The following is a 19,421-nucleotide window of genomic DNA, read 5'->3' as shown; positions in this document are numbered from 1 at the left end:
GGACTCAATCTTATTTTTTCTATTGCAAGAATACTCACTCAATTGAAAAGATTTAAGAAGAGAAGGAGGTGAGGATATGGCTATTGCAAAAATCATTGTAGATGTTCCCTTGATGCAGACAGACCAGCCCTATAGCTACAAGATTCCAGAGGAATTTGAGGGGATGCTGGAAGTTGGCATGCGAGTTCATGTACCTTTTGGGAAGGCCAATCGCTTGATTCAGGGTATTGTTCTTGGAATGGAGTCTCAATCTGATGCAGATGTGGCAGACGAAGATTTGAAAGAGATTGCCGAGGTACTTGACTTTTCTCCAGTTTTAACAGAGGAACAACTCTGGCTAGCAGAGGAGTTACGTAAATCAGTCTTCTCCTACAAAATTTCCATTCTAAAAGCTATGCTCCCTGGATTTTTGAACTCTAGCTATGATAAGATCCTCTATCCTCTGGAAGGCTTAAGTCAAGAAGATAGAGAACGCTTATTCGGTTCACAGGAGTCTCTAGCATTTTCATCTCTAGACTTAGAAAAGCAGGCTGAGATGATGCGATTGACTCGAAAAGGGCTTTTAAAACTAGAGTACCAGGCTGTGGATCAGAAGAAGGTTAAGACGCAGTCTTGGGTTGAAGTTCATCTTGAACAGTTAGAAAAGCTAGAAATTTCAAATCGTGCCAAGAAGAAATTGGAACTGCGAGAATATTTATTAGCACATCCTGAAACAGTTCCTTTGGCTGATTTGTTAGAACATTACTCACGCGAACAAGTCAATTTCTTCGTGGATCACGGTGCTATCACCATCGTGCAAAAAGAAGTCCAACGTTCAGCGGCTTATTTTGAAGACATTGAGGCTAGCCAATCCTTAGAGTTAAATCCAGAACAAAAAGAAGCCTGTGAGGCGGTTGTTGGAGCGATTGGGAAGAAACACCCTCCCTTTCTTTTACAAGGAATCACTGGAAGTGGGAAAACGGAGGTTTACTTGCAGATTATCCAAGGGGCTTTGGATTTGGGAAAAACAGCGATTGTTCTAGTCCCGGAAATCTCTCTGACACCTCAAATGACCGAGCGATTTATTGCTCGTTTTGGTGAGAAAGTTGCCATTCTCCACTCTGGCTTGTCCAATGGTGAGAAGTATGATGAATGGCGCAAGGTGGAGCGAGGAGAAGCCCAGGTAGTTGTTGGTGCTAGGTCTGCCATTTTTGCACCTTTGAAAAATCTAGGGGTAATCATTATCGATGAGGAGCACGAGGCCAGCTACAAGCAAGACAGCAATCCACGTTACCATGCTAGAGATGTGGCTCTTTTACGAGCGCAGTACAATCAAGCAGCATTAGTCCTTGGTTCTGCAACACCGAGTCTAGAAAGTCGTGCGCGTGCTGGTAAGGGTGTTTATCAACATCTACGCCTAACTCAACGTGCCAATCCTTTAGCAAGTATCCCTGAAGTTCAACTCATTGACTTTCGTGATTATATCGGGCAAAATGAAACATCAAACTTTACACCACCACTGATTGAGGCCATTCAAGATCGACTGGATAAAAAAGAGCAGGTTGTTCTCATGCTCAATCGCCGTGGCTATTCTAGCTTTGTCATGTGTCGGGAATGTGGGACCGTGGACACCTGTCCAAACTGTGATATTTCTCTGACGCTCCACATGGACACTAAGACTATGAACTGTCATTATTGTGGTTTTTCGAAGGAAATTCCTCATGTCTGCCCAAACTGTCAGAGTCGCAGTATTCGTTACTATGGAACAGGAACTCAAAAGGCCTACGATGAGCTGGTTGAACTCTTTCCAGAGGCTCGCATTCTGCGAATGGATGTAGATACAACTCGTAAAAAAGGCAGTCACCAAGCTCTACTTGAACAATTTGGCAATGGTGAAGCGGACATATTGCTAGGAACCCAGATGATTGCCAAGGGCTTGGATTTTCCAAATGTGACCTTGGTTGGTGTTCTCAATGCGGATACAGCCTTGAATCTGCCTGATTTCCGTTCTTCTGAGAGAACCTTCCAACTCTTGACCCAGGTAGCTGGACGAGCAGGTCGAGCTGAGAAAGCAGGACAGGTCTTGATTCAGTCCTATAATCCTCAGCATTATGCCATTCGTTTTGCCAAGGATCAGGACTACGAAGGTTTCTATGCCTATGAGATGGGTATCAGACGTCAGTTGGGTTACCCGCCTTATTATTTCACTATTGGGATTACCTTGTCTCATAAAAAAGAGGAGGAGGTTCTTAGACGTGCTTATCAAGTCATGGGTATTTTGAGGTCTGGTTTGTCGGATGCTAGTAAAATCCTAGGACCGACCCCTAAACCGATTGCTCGTACGCATAACCTCTATCATTATCAGATTTTAATTAAATACCGTTTAGAAGATGAGCTTGGTCCAACCCTTAACCAGGTCTTGGCCTTGACACAAGAACGGGAAAATAGCGAACTTCGTCTCAGTATTGATCACGAACCGCAACAGTTTTTATAAGAAGGAGAAGATATGACAAAATTAATCTTTATGGGGACTCCCGATTTTTCAGCAACCGTTTTGAAGGGACTTTTGTCAGATGATCGCTATGAGATTCTAGCAGTTGTAACTCAGCCAGACCGTGCTGTCGGACGTAAAAAAGTTATCCAAGAAACCCCAGTTAAACAAGCTGCCAAAGAGGCAGGACTTCCTATTTACCAACCCGAAAAATTATCAGGTAGTCCAGAAATGGAAGCTATCATGAACTTGGGCGCTGATGGGATTGTAACAGCCGCCTTTGGGCAATTTCTCCCAAGTAAACTCCTTGATAGCATGGATTTTGCAGTCAATGTTCATGCTTCGCTCCTTCCTAAACACCGTGGTGGTGCTCCCATTCATTATGCCTTGATTCAGGGTGATGAGGAGGCAGGAGTAACCATTATGGAAATGGTCAAGGAAATGGATGCGGGAGACATGATTTCTCGTCGCAGTATTCCAATTACAGATGAGGACAATGTAGGAACTTTGTTTGAAAAATTGGCAATTGTTGGTCGTGATCTGCTTTTGGATACTTTGCCTGCATACATTGCTGGCGAGATTCAACCAGAACCACAGGACCCAAGTCAGGTTACATTTTCGCCAAATATCAAACCTGAGGAAGAAAAATTGGACTGGAACAAGACCAATCGTCAACTCTTTAACCAAATCCGTGGGATGAATCCATGGCCAGTTGCTCATACCTTCCTCAAGGGCGAACGCTTCAAAATCTATGAAGCTCTACCAGTAGATGGTCAAGGGACTCCAGGTGAGATACTCTCCATCGGCAAGAAAGAATTGATCGTCGCAACAGCAGAAGGAGCTTTATCATTCAAGCAAGTTCAACCAGCAGGAAAACCTAAGATGGACATTGCTTCCTTCCTCAACGGTGTGGGACGAACTTTGGCAGTAGGAGAACGATTTGGTGACTAAAGTAGAAACGGCAAGAAGTTTAGCCTTAGAGGTGCTAGAAGACGTCTTTGTCAATGAAGCATATTCCAATATCGCTCTAAATAAACACCTCAAGGGAAGTCAACTATCAGTTGCAGATAAGGGTTTAGTGACAGAGCTGGTCTATGGAACTGTAGCTCGAAAACTCACACTAGAGTGGTACATTTCTCACTTTATTGAGGATAGAGACAAGCTAGATAGCTGGCTCTATGTTCTGCTTCTCATGAGCGTCTATCAACTCCAATACTTGGATAAGATTCCTGACCATGCAGTGGTCAATGAGGCAGTGGAAATTGCAAAAGCTCGTAAGAAGGGTAGCGAAAAATTGGTCAATGCAGTTTTGCGCCGTATCTTGCGTGAGGGCTTGCCAGAGATTGCCAGTATCAAACGTAAAAATAAGCGCGATTCTATTGCATACTCTTTACCAGTTTGGTTGATTTCTAAGCTAAAGGAAGAGTACGGAGAAGAGCGAGCTCAAGCTATTTTTGAAAGTCTTTTGCAACGGAATAAAGCCAGTATCCGTGTGACCGATTTGAGTCGAAAAGAGCAGATCAAAACTCTGCTTGGTGCAAGTGATTCTCTTTTATCTCCTGCTGGTCTGGTTAAGGAACAGGGGCACTTTGCAGGCCATGATTTGTTTGCTGAAGGGGCTATTACTATCCAGGATGAGTCTAGTCAACTGGTTGCACCGACACTAGAGTTACAAGGCGACGAGCAGGTTTTAGATGCTTGTGCAGCTCCTGGTGGAAAGACCGCCCATATGGCATCCTATTTGACGACAGGTCAGGTAACGGCTCTAGATCTCTACGACCATAAACTCACTTTGATTCAAGAGAATGCAGAGCGACTAGGTGTAGCGAACCGTGTCCAAACGCAAAAACTGGATGCTCGAAAAGTGCATGAATTTTTTGGTAAGGATCAATTTGATAAGATTCTTGTTGATGCCCCTTGTTCAGGGATTGGTCTATTGCGTCGAAAACCAGATATCAAATATAATAAAGAGACAGCAGATTTCGCGTCATTACAGGAAATTCAGTTGGAAATATTAGGTAGTGTTTGTCAAACGCTACGTAAAGGTGGTATAATAACTTATAGTACCTGCACTATTGTCTCTGAAGAGAACTTTCAAGTTGTTCAAGCATTTTTAGAAAGTCATCCAGAGTTCGAGCAGGTTAAACTAGAACACGAATGTAAGGATATCGTGAAAAATGGTTGTATCCTCATTACTCCGGAATTATACGGAAGTGATGGATTCTTCATCAGCCAATTTCGCAAGATATCCAAGTAGGAAGGAACTGACACAATGGAGATTTCATTATTAACAGATGTGGGTCAGAAACGTACAAATAATCAAGACTATGTCAATCTTTTTGTCAACCGTGCCGGTCGTACAATGATCATCTTGGCTGACGGGATGGGAGGACACCGTGCAGGTAATATTGCTAGCGAAATGGCAGTAACTGATTTAGGTGTTGCCTGGGTTGATACGCAGATTGACACCGTTAATGAAGTTCGCGAATGGTTTGCCCACCATCTAGAAGTTGAAAATCAAAAGATTTATCAAATGGGGCGTGATGAAGCTTACAAGGGAATGGGGACAACTCTAGAAGCCCTTGCAATTATTGATCATCAAGCTATTTATGCTCATATTGGAGATTCACGTATCGGTCTGATTCGTGGTGAAGAATACCATCAATTGACCAGTGATCATTCTTTGGTCAATGAATTGCTTAAGGCAGGTCAATTGACACCTGAAGAAGCTGAAGCACATCCACAAAAGAATATCATCACCCAATCTATCGGACAAAAAGACGAAATTCAGCCTGACTTTGGAATTGTCAGCTTGGAAGCAGGTGACTATCTGGTCATGAATAGCGACGGTCTAACCAATATGATTTCAGGTAGTGAGATCTATGATATTGTGACAAGCGATATTTCGCTTGATGATAAGGCGGCCACTTTGGTACGCTTTGCCAACAATGCCGGAGGGCTTGATAATATTACAGTTGCCCTTGTTTCGATTAAGGAGGAGGCGGCAGAATGATCCAAATCGGCAAGATTTTTGCCGGGCGGTATCGGATTATCAAACAAATTGGTCGTGGAGGTATGGCAGATGTCTACCTGGCCAAGGATTTGATTTTAGACGGGGAAGAGGTAGCTGTGAAGGTCTTGAGGACTAACTACCAGACTGACCCGATTGCTGTTGCTCGTTTTCAGCGTGAAGCGCGTGCAATGGCTGACTTAGATCATCCCCATATCGTTCGGATAACGGATATCGGCGAAGAGGACGGTCAACAGTACCTAGCTATGGAATATGTAGCTGGTCTTGATCTTAAGCGCTATATCAAAGAACACTATCCCCTCTCAAATGAAGAAGCTGTCCGTATCATGGGACAGATTCTCTTAGCGATGCGCTTGGCGCACACTAAAGGTATTGTCCATCGTGACTTAAAGCCTCAAAATATTCTTTTAACTCCTGATGGAACGGCTAAGGTGACGGATTTTGGGATTGCCGTAGCCTTTGCAGAGACAAGTCTAACTCAGACCAACTCTATGCTGGGTTCTGTCCACTACTTGTCACCTGAGCAGGCTCGTGGCTCTAAGGCAACTGTGCAGAGTGACATCTATGCCATGGGGATTATTTTCTACGAGATGCTGACAGGGCATATCCCTTATGATGGCGATAGTGCAGTAACTATAGCCCTCCAGCATTTCCAAAAACCTCTCCCTTCGGTCATAGCTGAAAATCCATCTGTTCCCCAAGCTTTGGAGAATGTGGTCATCAAAGCAACTGCTAAAAAGCTTACGGATCGATACCAGTCGGTTTCAGAGATGTATGTTGATTTGTCTAGCAGTCTATCTTATAACCGCAGAAATGAACCGAAACTTGTTTTTGATGATGCTACTAAGGCGGACACAAAGACATTGCCAAAAGTTTCTCAGACAACCTTGACCTCTATTCCTAAGGTTCAACCACAGACAGAAAGCCATCAGGCAACTAAAACTAGCCCAGAAGTAAGTGCTAAAAAATCTGTGGAAAAACCAGTGAAAAAACGTCGTTTTAAAGCACGTTATCTAGTTCTACTAGCAAGTTTCGTACTGGTTGCGGCTTCTCTGGTGTGGATTTTATCCAGAACACCAGCTACTATTGAGATTCCAAAAGTTGCAGGTCAAACTGTTGCTGAAGCTAAGGAAAACTTGAAAAAAGCGAATTTTGAGATTGGTGAGGAGAAGACCGAAGCTAGTGATACCGTAGAGGAAGGTCGGGTCATCCGAACAGATCCAGATGCTGGCTCAGCTCGCAAAGAAGGAACTAAGGTTAATCTCATTATTTCTTCAGGTCAACAATCCTTTAAGCTTGGAAATTATGTTGGTCGTAAATCTACAGATGTCATTGCTGAGCTGAAAGGGAAAAAAGTTCCTGAAAATCTGATTAAGATTGAAGAAGAAGAGTCCAGTGAATCAGAACCCGGTGTGGTTTTGAAACAGAGCTTAGCAGAAGGTACGACTTATGATCTTAGCAAGGCAACTTCTATCGTTTTAACTGTTGCTAAGAAGAAAAAGGTGACGACGATAACTATGCCAAACTACATTGGCTCAAGTCTTGAATTTGCTAAAAATAATCTTAAAAGTATAGGTATTAGTGAAGATAGAATTGAAATTAAAGAAGTGGAGATAGCACAAGAAGGAATTAAAGAAGGTGAGATTGCGAAACAAAGTCCCGCACCGGATGAAAAACTTGATTTAAGCAATCCGATAGTTAAACTATATATTTATAAACCTAAAAAAACTTCACCATCAATTAGTCAACCTTCGTCAGAACATAATTCTGGTCAAACAGACACAACAAACCCTACAAACCCTACACAGGGTAACCATCCAACAACACCTACACAAGATGGAAATGGAAGTCAACGAAATTAATAGACTCCATATACATAATTCAATCTTTGTCACAGTTTTTGTGACAAAGATTTTTTTTCCTTCAAATTTATGATAAAATAAAAAGGAGTTTTAGAAGGAGGAAAACATGTACGAAGTCAAACAACTGAATGCAGTGATCGATGTCATTATGCTAGCAGGAACGATACTGCTTCGAAACGGATCTGAGATTTATCGTGTTGAAGATACCATGATTCGGATTGCTCATTCACAGGGTATTATGGATTGTAATGTTTTAGCCATGCCTGCCGCCATTTTTTTCTCCATTGAAAATACAAATATCTCTCGTATGAAGCGAGTGACCTCCTCTGCTTATAATATTGAGAAGGTATGTGATGTCAACCAGATTTCACGGCAGCTTGTAGCAGGACAGCTTGATTTGGAGACAGCCTTTATCCAACTAAAGGAATTGAATGCCAAGGCATCTCCCTACACCAATGTTCAACTAACTGCTGCAGCGACCCTCAGTGCTCCTTTCTTTTCAATTATGTTTGGTGGGAATGTCTACGATGCAATAGGAGCAGGAGTGGCGACCTTGTTTGCTTTTACTTTCTCTCTCTATGTAGAGAAGTTTATTCGTATTCCTTTTATGACAGCTTTTGCAGGTGCTCTTGTCTTCGGTTTGATTGCACAATTTTGGGCGCGCTATTCTGGTTTGCCGTCGACAGCTGATCTGGTGATTGCGGGTGCGGTTATGCCTTTTGTACCTGGAATTGCCCTGACTAATGCTGTTCGAGATATTATGACCAATCACATTAACTCTGGTATGAGCAAGATGTTTGAATCCTTGCTGATTACCCTTGCCTTAGGGGCTGGAACATCAGTTGCCCTCGTACTCATGAACTAATATGACACTAACAACATTTTTATTGCAAGCTCTGGCAAGTTTGCTTGCCATTATTACCTTTTTAATCGTTTTAAATGTCCAGCGTTCCATGCTCATCCCTGGTGGAGTTTTGGGAATGTCTATCTGGCTACTCTATCTGATACTCAAAGATCCGACTAACGTCATTTTGGCAACCTTTATTGCTGCTGTGATTGGTTCTTGTGTCAGCCAGATTATGAGTATCCTCTATAAGACACCAGCAGTTGTTTTTGCTCTGGCAATATTGGCGCCACTAGTGCCAGGTTATCTGTCCTATCGAACCACTTCCTTCTTCGTTACAGGTGACTACGGTCATGCCATTTCTAGTGCCATGTTAGTTATGATGTTGGCCCTCGTTATCTCCATTGGAATGGCCAGTGGGACAGTTTTGTTGAAATTGTATCATTATCTCAAAAAGAATCGAGCTAGCTAAGACTCGATTTTTTGTAGCCCTAAAGTTCTGTTTGTTGGACTAGTCTAAAAATTAGATAAGGTTTTTAAAATGAACTTGATTTGGTGAATCAAGTCTTTTTTCGCTCATTTGACCTCAATTGTGATAAAATAGAGGTGAACGATTTTTTACAATGAATGATAAAAATAGAGGTAAATATGACAATCGGTATTGATAAGATTGGTTTTGCAACCAGTCAATACGTTTTGAAATTACAAGATTTAGCAGAAACTCGAGGGACTGATCCTGAAAAATTGAGTAAAGGACTCCTTTTAAAAGAATTGAGTATTGCTCCTTTAACAGAGGATGTTGTTACCTTGGCTGCTAGTGCAGGAAATTCTATCCTTACTGAAGAAGATAAGCAAGAGATTGATATGGTTATCGTAGCGACAGAGTCTGGGATTGACCAGAGTAAAGCTGCAGCTGTCTTTGTACACGGTTTGCTTGGGATTCAACCATTTGCTCGTAGTTTTGAAATCAAGGAAGCTTGTTATGGTGCAACAGCGGCCCTTCACTATGCTAAGTTACACGTAGAAAACTCTCCAAAATCAAAAGTTTTGGTACTAGCCAGTGATATTGCAAGGTATGGTGTTGAAACTCCTGGAGAACCAACTCAAGGTGCAGGCTGTGTTGCTATGTTGATTAGCCAAAACCCACGTGTTATGGTATTCAACAACGATAACGTTGCGCAGACTCGTGATATTATGGACTTCTGGCGTCCAAATTACTCGACAACACCATTTGTAAATGGGGTTTACTCAACACAGCAATATCTTGATAGCTTAAAAACGACTTGGGAAGAGTACCAAAAGCGTTATGACTGTAACTTGGAGGATTTTGAAGCTGTATGTTTCCACTTGCCATATCCGAAGCTAGCTCTCAAAGGATTGAAAAAAATCCTAGACAAATCCTTGCCTCAAGAGAAGAAGGACTTGCTTCAAAAGCACTTTGATGAATCTATTATTTATAGCCAAAAAGTTGGAAATATCTATACAGGTTCACTCTTCTTAGGTCTCTTGTCTCTTCTTGAAAATTCTGACAGCCTAAAAGCTGGAGATAAGATTGCCCTCTATAGCTATGGAAGTGGTGCTGTATCTGAGTTCTTTAGTGTGGAATTGGTTGAAGGTTTTGAAAAGCAATTGCGGAAAAATCGCTTAGACTTGCTAGATCAACGTCAAGCTTTGAGTGTTGCTGACTATGAACGAATCTTCTTTGAGGAAGCCAACTTAGATGGGTCTGGATCTGCAACGATGTCAGGTTATGAAGGGCAAGACTATGCCCTTGTTGAGATTGTAGACCACCAACGTCGCTACAGCAAGGTTGAAAAATAATGAAAAAAAATTGGAATGGATTTGCTAAAAAATCAATTCAAGAGCGCCTAGAGCTAGTTAAGTCTCAGGCGCTTACTACTATTGAAGCCCAAGAAAGTCTTGCGCAAAATGAAAATCTCAGTCTAGCAGTTGCGGACCAATTGAGTGAAAATGTGGTTGGGACCTTCTCGCTTCCATACTCAATCGTTCCAGAAGTTCTGGTAAATGGTCAAGAATACACAGTTCCCTATGTGACAGAAGAACCATCTGTAGTTGCTGCAGCTAGTTTTGCCAGCAAAATTATCAAGCGTGCTGGAGGTTTTACAGCTCAAGTTCATCAGCGCCAAATGATCGGTCAGGTAGCCCTCTATCAGGTTTCAGATAGGGACTTAGCTTGCCAGGCCATTCTGAGTCAAAGAGAAGAACTACTCGAACAAGCAAATCAAGCCTATCCATCTATTGTCAAACGTGGTGGAGGAGCCAGAGAGCTAACAGTTGAAAAAATTTCTGGTGAGGCTGACTTTTTAGTGGTTTACCTCCATGTAGATACTCAGGAAGCCATGGGCGCCAATATGCTCAATACCATGCTTGAGGCCCTAAAACCTAGTCTAGAAACTCTCAGTCAAGGACAAAGTTTAATGGGAATCTTATCCAACTACGCCACAGATTCTCTAGTAACTGCAACTTGTCGCATCGCTTTTCGTTATTTGAGTCGCAAAAAAGATGAAGCACGTGAACTAGCAGAAAAAATGGTATTGGCTAGTCAGTTTGCCCAAGCAGACCCTTATCGAGCAGCGACTCACAACAAGGGAATCTTTAACGGAATCGATGCTCTCTTGATTGCTACTGGAAACGATTGGCGTGCCATTGAAGCGGGAGCGCATGCCTATGCGAGCCATGATGGTTCTTATCGAGGTCTTAGTCGTTGGACTATGGATTTGGAAACAGAAGAGCTAATTGGAGAGATGACCATGCCGATGCCGGTTGCTACCAAGGGTGGTTCGATTGGTCTCAACCCTCGAGTCGTACTCAGTCATGAGTTGCTAGGTTATCCATCTGCCAAAGAATTGGCTCAAATTATCGTTTCGATTGGTCTTGCTCAGAATTTTGCAGCCCTTAAGGCTTTGGTCAGTACAGGGATTCAGCATGGACACATGAAGCTTCAAGCAAAATCGTTAGCCCTTTTAGCAGGTGCTACAGAGAAAGAAGTACCTAAGCTAGTAGAAAACTTGATTGCTGAAAAAACCTTTAATTTAGAAAAAGCGCAAACGCTATTGAAACATTTAAGATCATAAGAAAAACTCAGACGAATCTAGTCTGAGTTTTTTTGTTTATACTCAATGAAAATCAAAGAACAAACTAGGAAGCTAGCCGCAGGCTGCTCAAAACACTGTTTTGAGGTTGCAGATGGAAGCTGACGTGGTTTGAAGAGATTTTCGAAGAGTATTAAATACTTTTACCTGGTAAGAGACTAACTGGTAAGAAATAACCAGTCGTGGCAACTTCTTTCCCCTCGATTTTTTGGAGTAGTAAATCAACTGTCAGGCGAGCAATTTCTTCCAAGGGTTGTTTAATGGTAGTGAGGTGAGGGTAGAAATTCTCAATAAAATAAGTTCCATCATAACCAATAACCTTAAGTTGTTCTGGAACAGAGATACCAAGTTCCTGAGCAATCTTCATTACCAAGATGGCAGTCAAATCATCCGATGCGAAAATAGCATCTGGTTTTTGTTTGGTCAGGATACTTTTGATTTCCATTTCCTTGCGGAGGGGTGAAAAGTCACTGGAAATATTGATAATGGGAGCTTTGGGGAAGATAGAAGCAAATCCTGCATGACGAAGTCCAGTTGGTGAATTAGAGTTGTCATTACCTGTAATCATAATGACAGACTTGGCTCCAGTTTTAGCCAAGGTTTGAGCTGCTAGGACTCCACCAGCATAGTTATCAGAAGAAACGACAGGAATGTCTGGCGATAGGTTTCGGTCAAAAGAGATGATTGGTGCTGTGACGCGATTGTAGTCTTCAATCCCTAAGTTATGGCTACCAGAGATAATGCCATCCACTTGATTAGCTTCTAGCATTTCAAGATACTCACGTTCTTTTTCCGAATCGTGCTCACTGTTACAGATGATCGTCTTGTAGCCTTTTTTGAAGAGTTCGTGTTCCAATTTGTCAATCAATTCAGCATAGAAAACGTGGCTGATTTTTGGGAAAATCAACCCGATTAACTTGGCTGATTTCCCTTGGAGGCTACGAGCAAGGTTGTTAGGTTTATAGCCCAACTCTCGCATGGCCTCATTGACCTTTTGAATGGTTTTTTCAGACAGATATCCCTTTTTATTGATGACACGTGAAACGGTAGTAGGGCTGACGCCAGCTAATTTTGCGACATCAGTTAGTTTTGCGACCATATTCTAATTCGTAGTAAGTTCCAGTTGGGTTTCCAGATTTAATGAAGATTCCATTTTGATCTTCATGAGGGAAGACGCGACCAGAAAATACTTTTTCTCCTTTATTGATGAAAATTTCAAAGACTGAATTATCGATGAAGATATTTACAGTAGTAGCTTGGTTGTCGATTGAACATGAGCGAGTAGTTCCAAATTCTTGAGCATATTGCTCACCTGCTTGACTGCGGTCAACAGTAACTTGACCATTGACAAGGTCAAAATTGATAGAGAGTCCTTTGCCATCTTTATCAGCAAGAAGAACGATTTCACTTTGACTATCAGCTTCTAAGTTAAGCTCAAGCTCGTAGGTGTTTTTAGTTTTAGAACGATTTGAAAATTCCTCTTCTGAAGCACGGAGTTCTTTGATAGCAGCTACAGGATACTGATAGAGTTTGCCATCTTTAATGGTAAGTTCCTTGACCAATGAGAAAGTTCCTTGGTGATCAAAACGGTCAGATGGATAAGACACATCTGGTAGACCAAGCCAACTAACAGCAAGTGCACGTCCATCAGGCGCATTGAAGGCTTGAGTAGCGTATGCTTCAAACCCATAATCGAGGTTGTGTAGTTCAGATACATCTACCATACGTGCATTTTCAGGATCGAAGGAAGCACCAATTTTATACATATTTGGATAGATATTGTCATAGTCAAGAACCTTTTTATCCAAGCCTTGTGGACAGTAGAGAAGGACAGGTTGTTCACTGACAAAGACGAGGTTCGGACACTCCATCATATAGGCAGTACGGTCATTGTTGAAGTCAAGATCACCAACTTCTTGCCAGTTTGTATAATCATTTTCGACAGCTTTGTAGAGACGGACAAAACCTTTTTTCTCCAAGTCTTGACCACCAACGATTGCGTAGTATTGTCCTTTAAAGTTAAAAATCTGTGGATCGCGAAAGTGGTCGGTAGCGTCAGCAGGTTGATCAATCAAGACCTTATCAATCTTTTCAATCTTACCGTCCTTATCCATTAAGGCACCAATCTGATAAGGGTGACGCACCCAGTTTTCATCACGGACATTTCCTGTATAGAATAGGAACAATTGATCATCAAACTGCATAGCAGATCCTGAGTAAGCGCCGTGGCTATCCAGTGGAGTATCAGGTAAGATTTTTACACCTGTTTCAGTAAAGTGCACCAAATCGTCACTCTCAAGTTGAACCCAAGATTTCAAGCCGTGGGCTGCTCCAAAGGGGAAGTTTTGGTAAAATACAATCCACTTACCATCAAAATAAGAAAACCCATTTGGATCGTTGAGAAGTCCTTCTTTTGGCTCAATGTGATAGCTGACATGCCATGGGGATTGCGCCATCTTTTCTTGGATTTCTTTTCTTTCTTCTTGTGTCCAATCTTCATAACGTCTGTAACGACGTTCAGTAGTCCATTCCATTTCTATTTCCTCCATAAAATTCTACTATCTTTATAGTAAACGTTTCCTTATAAAAAAGCAAGTCTTTTACACTAAATTAACGAAAAAAATGTCAAACGTTTGACAGAATGTAGAAGCACTATTTTATGAAAAATAATGAAAATATGAAAGTTTTTGAAAATTTAAAAGTAAAAACCTTGAGTTTATAGGGTATTTATTGCTGTATTGATGAAAAAAATAGCAAAAACAATCAAAAAATAAAAATTAGCAAAATTTTTTCTGCAAAACGCTTGACATATTTTTTAAACGTGATAGAATAATATTCGTAGGGCGGATAAAATCGCTTTCAAACAAGAAAAAATTTTTATAAGGAGATTTTTGCAAATGACGAATACAGAAATTGCAAAAAAAGTCATCGAAGCCTTGGGCGGACGTGAGAATGTTAACAGTGTAGCTCACTGTGCTACTCGCCTTCGTGTTATGGTTAAAGATGAAGCGAAAATTAACAAAGATGCTATCGAGAACTTGGAAAAAGTTCAAGGTGCTTTCTTTAACTCAGGTCAATACCAAATCATCTTTGGTACAGGTACAGTTAACAAGATGTACGATGAAGTCGTAGCTCTTGGTTTGCCAACGACATCTAAGGATGAGATGAAGGCAGAAGCTGCTAAACAAGGAAATTGGTTCCAACGTGCCATCCGTACTTTCGGTGACGTCTTCGTACCAATCATTCCAGTTATCGTAGCAACTGGTCTCTTCATGGGTGTTCGTGGTCTCTTGAATGCTCTTGGAATGACACTTCCAGAAGATGTTACAACTTACACTCAAATCTTGACTGACACAGCCTTCATTATCTTGCCAGGTTTGGTTGTTTGGTCAACCTTCCGTGTATTTGGTGGTAACCCAGCCGTTGGTATCGTTCTTGGTATGATGCTCGTTTCAGGTTCACTTCCAAATGCCTGGGCTGTTGCTTCTGGCGGTGAAGTAACTGCTATGAACTTCTTCGGATTTATCCCAGTTGTTGGTTTGCAAGGTTCAGTTCTTCCAGCCTTCATCATCGGGGTTGTCGGAGCTAAGTTTGAAAAAGCTGTTCGTAAAGTTGTTCCAGATGTTCTTGACCTCTTGGTAACACCATTCGTAACACTCCTCGTAATGTCAATTCTTGGTTTGTTTGTGATCGGACCAGTCTTCCACGTTGTTGAAAACTATATCCTTCTTGGAACAAAAGCTATCCTTAACTTGCCATTTGGTCTTGGTGGTTTCTTGATTGGTGGAGTTCACCAAGTTATCGTCGTATCAGGTGTTCACCACATCTTTAACTTGCTTGAAGTTCAATTGCTTGCTGCTGACCATGTTAACCCATTCAACGCTATCATCACAGCTGCCATGACTGCTCAAGGTGCTGCAACAGTAGCCGTTGGTGTGAAAACTAAAAATCCTAAACTTAAAACACTTGCTTTCCCAGCTGCTCTTTCTGCCTTCCTTGGTATTACAGAGCCTGCTATCTTCGGGGTTAACTTGCGTTTCCGTAAACCATTCTTCCTTTCATTGATCGCTGGTGCAGTCGGTGGTGGACTTGCTTCAATCCTTGGTCTTGCTGGTACTGGTAATGGTATCACAATCATCCCTGGTACAATGCTTTACATTGGTAACGGACAACTTCCACAATACCTTCTTATGGTAGCTGTATCATTCGCTCTTGGTTTTGCTCTTACTTACATGTTTGGTTATGAAGATGAAGCAGAAGTGGCTTCAGAAGCTACAACTGAACGTTTAGCTGACGAAGCAGTAACTGGTACTGTTGTTGCACCTAGCGAAGGTGTCATCCAAACACCAATCGTTGGTGACGTAGTTGCCCTTTCAGACGTTAATGACCCAGTTTTCTCAAGTGGAGCTATGGGACAAGGAATCGCTGTGAAACCTAGCCAAGATGTTGTCTATGCACCAGCTGATGCTGAAGTGACAATCGTCTTCCCAACAGGGCATGCTTATGGTTTGAAAACATCAAACGGAGCTGAAATCTTGATTCACGTTGGTATCGACACTGTTTCAATGAACGGTGAAGGCTTCAACCACAAAGTTGCCCAAGGTGACACGGTTAAAGCTGGAGATGTTCTTGGAACATTTGACTCAGCTAAGATTGCTGCTGCAGGACTTGATAACACTACTATGGTTATCGTGACAAACACTGCAGACTTTGCTTCAGTAAATCCAGTTGCTTCTGGATCAGTTGCTAAGGGGGATGCAATCATCGAAGTTAAAGCTTAATACTCTTCGAAAATCAAATTCAAACTGCGTCATACTCGCTTTGCCGTATGTATGTGTTACTGACTTCGTCAGTTCTATCTACAACCTCAAAGCCGTGCTTTGAGCAATCCGCAGCTCGATTCCTAGTTTGTTCTTTGATTTTCATTGAGTACACTACTTTCGATTTAATAGATCAAAAAACGAACAAATGTCATGTTTGTTCGTTTTTGATTATGTGACTTTCAGTCCGTCTCGCTCCGTGAGATGCGAGACAAATAAACCACCCGCTATGCGGGTGCGCATCGAAGGTTATACCAAAAAAACTCCAAACGCGATACAATAAAGGTGTTCAAGCCAATTGTAAAGCGAAAGGAGAAAACCATGGCACAAAAGACACATAGTTTATCACACACAAAGTGGCACTGTAAGTATCATATTGTGTTCACCCCTAAGTATAGACGAAAAGTCATTTATAATCAATATCGAAGTAGTTTGGGAGAAATATTCCGCCGATTATGTAGTTATAAAGGTGTTGAGATTATCGAGGGCCATTTAATGCATGATCATGTTCATATGTTAGTCAGTATTCCACCGAGGATAAGTGTTTCAAGTTTCATGGGTTATTTAAAAGGTAAAAGTGCACTCATGATGTTTGACAAACACGCCAATCTCAAGTACAAGTTTGGGAATCGGCATTTCTGGGCAGAAGGTTATTATGTGAGCACAGTAGGGCTCAATGAAGCCACAATTAGGAAATATATCCAAGAACAGGAAAAGCATGATATAGCACTAGATAAATTGAGTGTAAAAGAATATGAGGATCCCTTTAGGGATAGTGGTAAGTAATACTCACGCCTCTTTAAGAGGCAAGTGACGAGTCAAGAGCAATGAGGCTTGAACAACGTGAAAGCCAGCGTCTTTAGGCGCTGGCTGGTAATTTGGGCTTATAGCCCTGGTTCAAACCACCCGTTAGACGGGTGGTCATGATTGAATGGTAAAATTTACAGAGGAAAAACTAAAATATAGAACAACTTTCCTTCTGGAATTATGCTATAATAGAGAAAATAAAAACTAGAGGTTTATCATGACAAAATTATATGGAAGCTTGGAAGCGGGCGGTACAAAATTTGTCTGTGCTGTCGGTGATGAAAACTTTAATATTGTAGAAAAAACACAATTCCCAACAACAACACCTATCGAAACTATCGATAAAACCATCGAGTTCTTCTCAAAATTTGATAATCTTGTAGGACTTGCGATTGGTTCATTTGGTCCAATCGATATCGATAAAAACTCAAAAACTTACGGGTTTATCACAACAACTCCAAAACCTAACTGGGCAAATGTTGATTTGCTTGGTGCTCTTCGTCGCGCTCTAAACGTGCCAATGTACTTCACAACAGACGTAAACAGTTCTGCCTACGGTGAGGTAGTTGCTCGTAATAATGCTGGTGGCCGTATCGAAAACTTGGTTTACTATACAATCGGTACAGGTATCGGTGCAGGCGTTATCCAACGTGGCGAGTTTATTGGCGGTGTTGGTCACCCTGAGATGGGTCATTATTATGTGGCTAGACACCCAATGGATATTGAAAAAGAATTCAACGGTGTTTGTCCATTCCACAAGGGCTGTTTGGAAGGCTATGCAGCTGGTCCAAGTTTGGAAGCTCGTACAGGTGTTCGCGGGGAAAACATTGAACTCAACAACCCTGTTTGGGATGTTCAAGCCTACTATATCGCTCAAGCCGCGGTTAATGCTACCGTAACTTTCCGACCAGATGTCATCGTCTTTGGTGGTGGGGTTATGGCCCAACAACACATGCTTGACCGTGTACGTGAGAAATTCACATCCTTGCTCAATGGTTACCTACCAGTTCCAGATGTACGTGACTATATCGTAACACCAGCTGTAGCAGGTAATGGTTCGGCTACACTTGGAAACTTCGTTCTTGCTAAGAGCGTTGCAAAATAAACATGAAAAATGAGGTCGGAAATTATCCCGGCCTCATTTTTTAGTCTTTTTCTATCTTTGTTTCCTGATGGAAAATATTTTGCCAAGTTTCATGTCGGCGCCAGATGCTTGTGTGGATGGTATCACCAATCTGATAGCGAATGAGTTTTGTCTTCTGACTAATGGACGTCAAGTGAAGTTCCTTGATAGCAGAAGTCAGTTCTTTTTCGGACTTATATGCATCCTTGTCCAGTTCTTGTCCGTCCTGGCGGATATAAATGAAGTCTTCTGCAAGTAACTCTTCCAGTTGATTTCCTTGGTCAATCAGTTGCTCTCTCATGAGCAATTTTTTATAGACATTATCTAGGATTTCATCCTCAGGGATTGGTGCTGGTTCGATATGAATATCGGTATCAAAGACGCCAAAGCGTTCTGATAACATGGATTCAACCTGATCTGCAATTTCGTGACTTTCGAAAACGGAGAGGTCTGGATTCATCTCGAGAGTAATGTCTAGATAAATATTACTTCCATAAGTACGACCTCGTTGTGATTTGACCTTGCTAATCTTAGGGATTTCCATGATAGCCTTTTGGTAATCTTCCAACAAATGTTCGTCAAAACCGTCAGAAAGACTGAAGGATGACTCGATAAAGATATCATAGGCAGTTTTAAGAATAAAGAAGGTGATAACGATGGCAACCAACTTATCCACGATTGGATAGTTAAAGCTACTAGCTAGGATAGCAATAGAAGTTCCAATAGAAGTCACAGCATCTGAAAGATTATCCTTGGCAGCAGCCTTAAGTGCCTTAGATTTAGATTTTTTGCTCAGATGGTTATTGTAGAGATAAACTGCAAACATGATGATAGCAGAGATGACACCCAGAGTCGCCCCAAGTGGATCAATGACTGTTTGCTCTCGGCTGAGTATCTTTTGAATGGTGTCCCGTAGAACATCAAAACCAACGTAAAACATGATGATGGAAGTGATGAGACTTGCCAAGTCCTCTATTTTCCAGTGGCCGAAGCGATGATCTCTATCTGCCGGCTGGCGAGCTAAACGAATCCCAATGAGAAGGGCCACATTTCCGACGATATCTGAAACGTTGTTAAAACCATCTGCCACCAAACTGGATGAATGGAGCAGGTGGCCGGTTGCTAACTTAGCTGCAGACAAGAATAGATAGGTCAAAATACTGATAATTGCACCACGCTCAGCCAATTTTAAGTTTGAAACCGATTGATTCATTTAACTCCCTTTCTAAGATTTTCATATCCTACCATTATACTGGTTTTTCATGGAAAATTCAAATGGAGGAAGTAAGCTAATTCCACCTCAACGCTTGAAAACTTTTGAAATTCTGATATAATAGAACTACTCAAGGGA

The 19,421-nt window shown here is 41.7% G+C and carries 15 protein-coding genes; 12 read left to right on the top strand and 3 right to left on the bottom strand.

Features of this window, described 5'->3' with window-relative positions; genetic code table 11:
- The first annotated feature begins 76 nt into the window (after positions 1-76).
- The 9 genes from HMPREF1116_RS05525 to HMPREF1116_RS05485 all read left to right on the top strand — a co-directional run bounded on the left by HMPREF1116_RS05525 (position 77) and on the right by HMPREF1116_RS05485 (position 11,302).
- On the top strand, positions 77-2,473 hold the full coding sequence (locus HMPREF1116_RS05525) for a primosomal protein N' (RefSeq protein WP_000951888.1): 2,397 nt from the start codon (positions 77-79) through the stop codon (positions 2,471-2,473).
- Between the two features lie 12 nt (positions 2,474-2,485).
- Complete coding sequence (gene fmt, locus HMPREF1116_RS05520) at positions 2,486-3,421, top strand: methionyl-tRNA formyltransferase (RefSeq protein ID WP_000163660.1); 936 nt, start codon at positions 2,486-2,488, stop codon at positions 3,419-3,421.
- On the top strand, positions 3,414-4,727 hold the full coding sequence (gene rsmB, locus HMPREF1116_RS05515) for a 16S rRNA (cytosine(967)-C(5))-methyltransferase RsmB (protein WP_000169681.1): 1,314 nt from the start codon (positions 3,414-3,416) through the stop codon (positions 4,725-4,727). The genes fmt and rsmB overlap by 8 nt, the downstream gene beginning before the upstream one ends.
- A 15-nt stretch (positions 4,728-4,742) precedes the next feature.
- Positions 4,743-5,483: a Stp1/IreP family PP2C-type Ser/Thr phosphatase gene (locus tag HMPREF1116_RS05510; protein WP_000406258.1), complete on the top strand. Its 741-nt coding sequence runs from the start codon at positions 4,743-4,745 to the stop codon at positions 5,481-5,483.
- Complete coding sequence (pknB, locus tag HMPREF1116_RS05505) at positions 5,480-7,363, top strand: Stk1 family PASTA domain-containing Ser/Thr kinase (protein ID WP_000614502.1); 1,884 nt, start codon at positions 5,480-5,482, stop codon at positions 7,361-7,363. The genes HMPREF1116_RS05510 and pknB overlap by 4 nt, the downstream gene beginning before the upstream one ends.
- Positions 7,364-7,469: 106 nt before the next feature.
- Positions 7,470-8,228, top strand: a complete 759-nt coding sequence (locus HMPREF1116_RS05500) for a threonine/serine exporter family protein (protein WP_000273380.1) — start codon at positions 7,470-7,472, stop codon at positions 8,226-8,228.
- A 1-nt stretch (position 8,229) separates the two neighbouring features.
- Positions 8,230-8,679, top strand: coding sequence for a threonine/serine exporter family protein (locus HMPREF1116_RS05495; protein ID WP_000176923.1), 450 nt, complete (start codon positions 8,230-8,232; stop codon positions 8,677-8,679).
- Positions 8,680-8,855: 176 nt separating this feature from the next.
- Entirely contained in the window at positions 8,856-10,028 is a 1,173-nt protein-coding gene (locus HMPREF1116_RS05490; protein WP_000151973.1) for a hydroxymethylglutaryl-CoA synthase, read from the top strand.
- Positions 10,028-11,302, top strand: coding sequence for a hydroxymethylglutaryl-CoA reductase, degradative (locus HMPREF1116_RS05485; protein WP_000742574.1), 1,275 nt, complete (start codon positions 10,028-10,030; stop codon positions 11,300-11,302). Before HMPREF1116_RS05490 ends, HMPREF1116_RS05485 begins: the two co-directional genes overlap by 1 nt.
- A 151-nt stretch (positions 11,303-11,453) precedes the next feature.
- Here the strand turns inward: HMPREF1116_RS05485 and HMPREF1116_RS05480 are convergent, their stop codons facing one another.
- Positions 11,454-12,419, bottom strand: a complete 966-nt coding sequence (locus HMPREF1116_RS05480; protein ID WP_000225981.1) for a LacI family DNA-binding transcriptional regulator — start codon at positions 12,417-12,419, stop codon at positions 11,454-11,456.
- A complete protein-coding gene (locus HMPREF1116_RS05475) occupies positions 12,400-13,854 on the bottom strand; it encodes a sucrose-6-phosphate hydrolase (RefSeq protein ID WP_000455349.1) in 1,455 nt (484 codons plus the stop codon). Before HMPREF1116_RS05475 ends, HMPREF1116_RS05480 begins: the two co-directional genes overlap by 20 nt.
- A 363-nt stretch (positions 13,855-14,217) precedes the next feature.
- Between HMPREF1116_RS05475 and HMPREF1116_RS05470 the strand changes: the two genes are divergently transcribed.
- From HMPREF1116_RS05470 to scrK, 3 genes are all read left to right on the top strand, one after another.
- Positions 14,218-16,101 carry a sucrose-specific PTS transporter subunit IIBC gene (locus HMPREF1116_RS05470; protein WP_000185531.1) on the top strand — a complete coding sequence of 628 codons (1,884 nt, stop codon included), beginning with the start codon at positions 14,218-14,220 and terminating at the stop codon, positions 16,099-16,101.
- 360 nt (positions 16,102-16,461) lie between these two features.
- On the top strand, positions 16,462-16,926 hold the full coding sequence (tnpA, locus tag HMPREF1116_RS05465; RefSeq protein WP_000057639.1) for an IS200/IS605 family transposase: 465 nt from the start codon (positions 16,462-16,464) through the stop codon (positions 16,924-16,926).
- A gap of 238 nt (positions 16,927-17,164) precedes the next feature.
- On the top strand, positions 17,165-18,052 hold the full coding sequence (scrK, locus tag HMPREF1116_RS05460) for a fructokinase ScrK (RefSeq protein ID WP_000164284.1): 888 nt from the start codon (positions 17,165-17,167) through the stop codon (positions 18,050-18,052).
- A 40-nt stretch (positions 18,053-18,092) separates the two neighbouring features.
- On the opposite strand, the gene HMPREF1116_RS05455 is transcribed toward scrK, so the two are convergent.
- Positions 18,093-19,283 carry a cation diffusion facilitator family transporter gene (locus HMPREF1116_RS05455; RefSeq protein WP_001076695.1) on the bottom strand — a complete coding sequence of 397 codons (1,191 nt, stop codon included), beginning with the start codon at positions 19,281-19,283 and terminating at the stop codon, positions 18,093-18,095.
- Positions 19,284-19,421 lie beyond the last annotated feature (138 nt).

Origin of the sequence: Streptococcus sp. SK140 (assembly GCF_000259525.1) — a bacterium.
Taxonomy (GTDB): Bacteria; Bacillota; Bacilli; order Lactobacillales; family Streptococcaceae; genus Streptococcus.
Note: the sequence above shows the minus strand (reverse complement) of the source record. Positions and strands in the feature narration are given on the sequence as shown.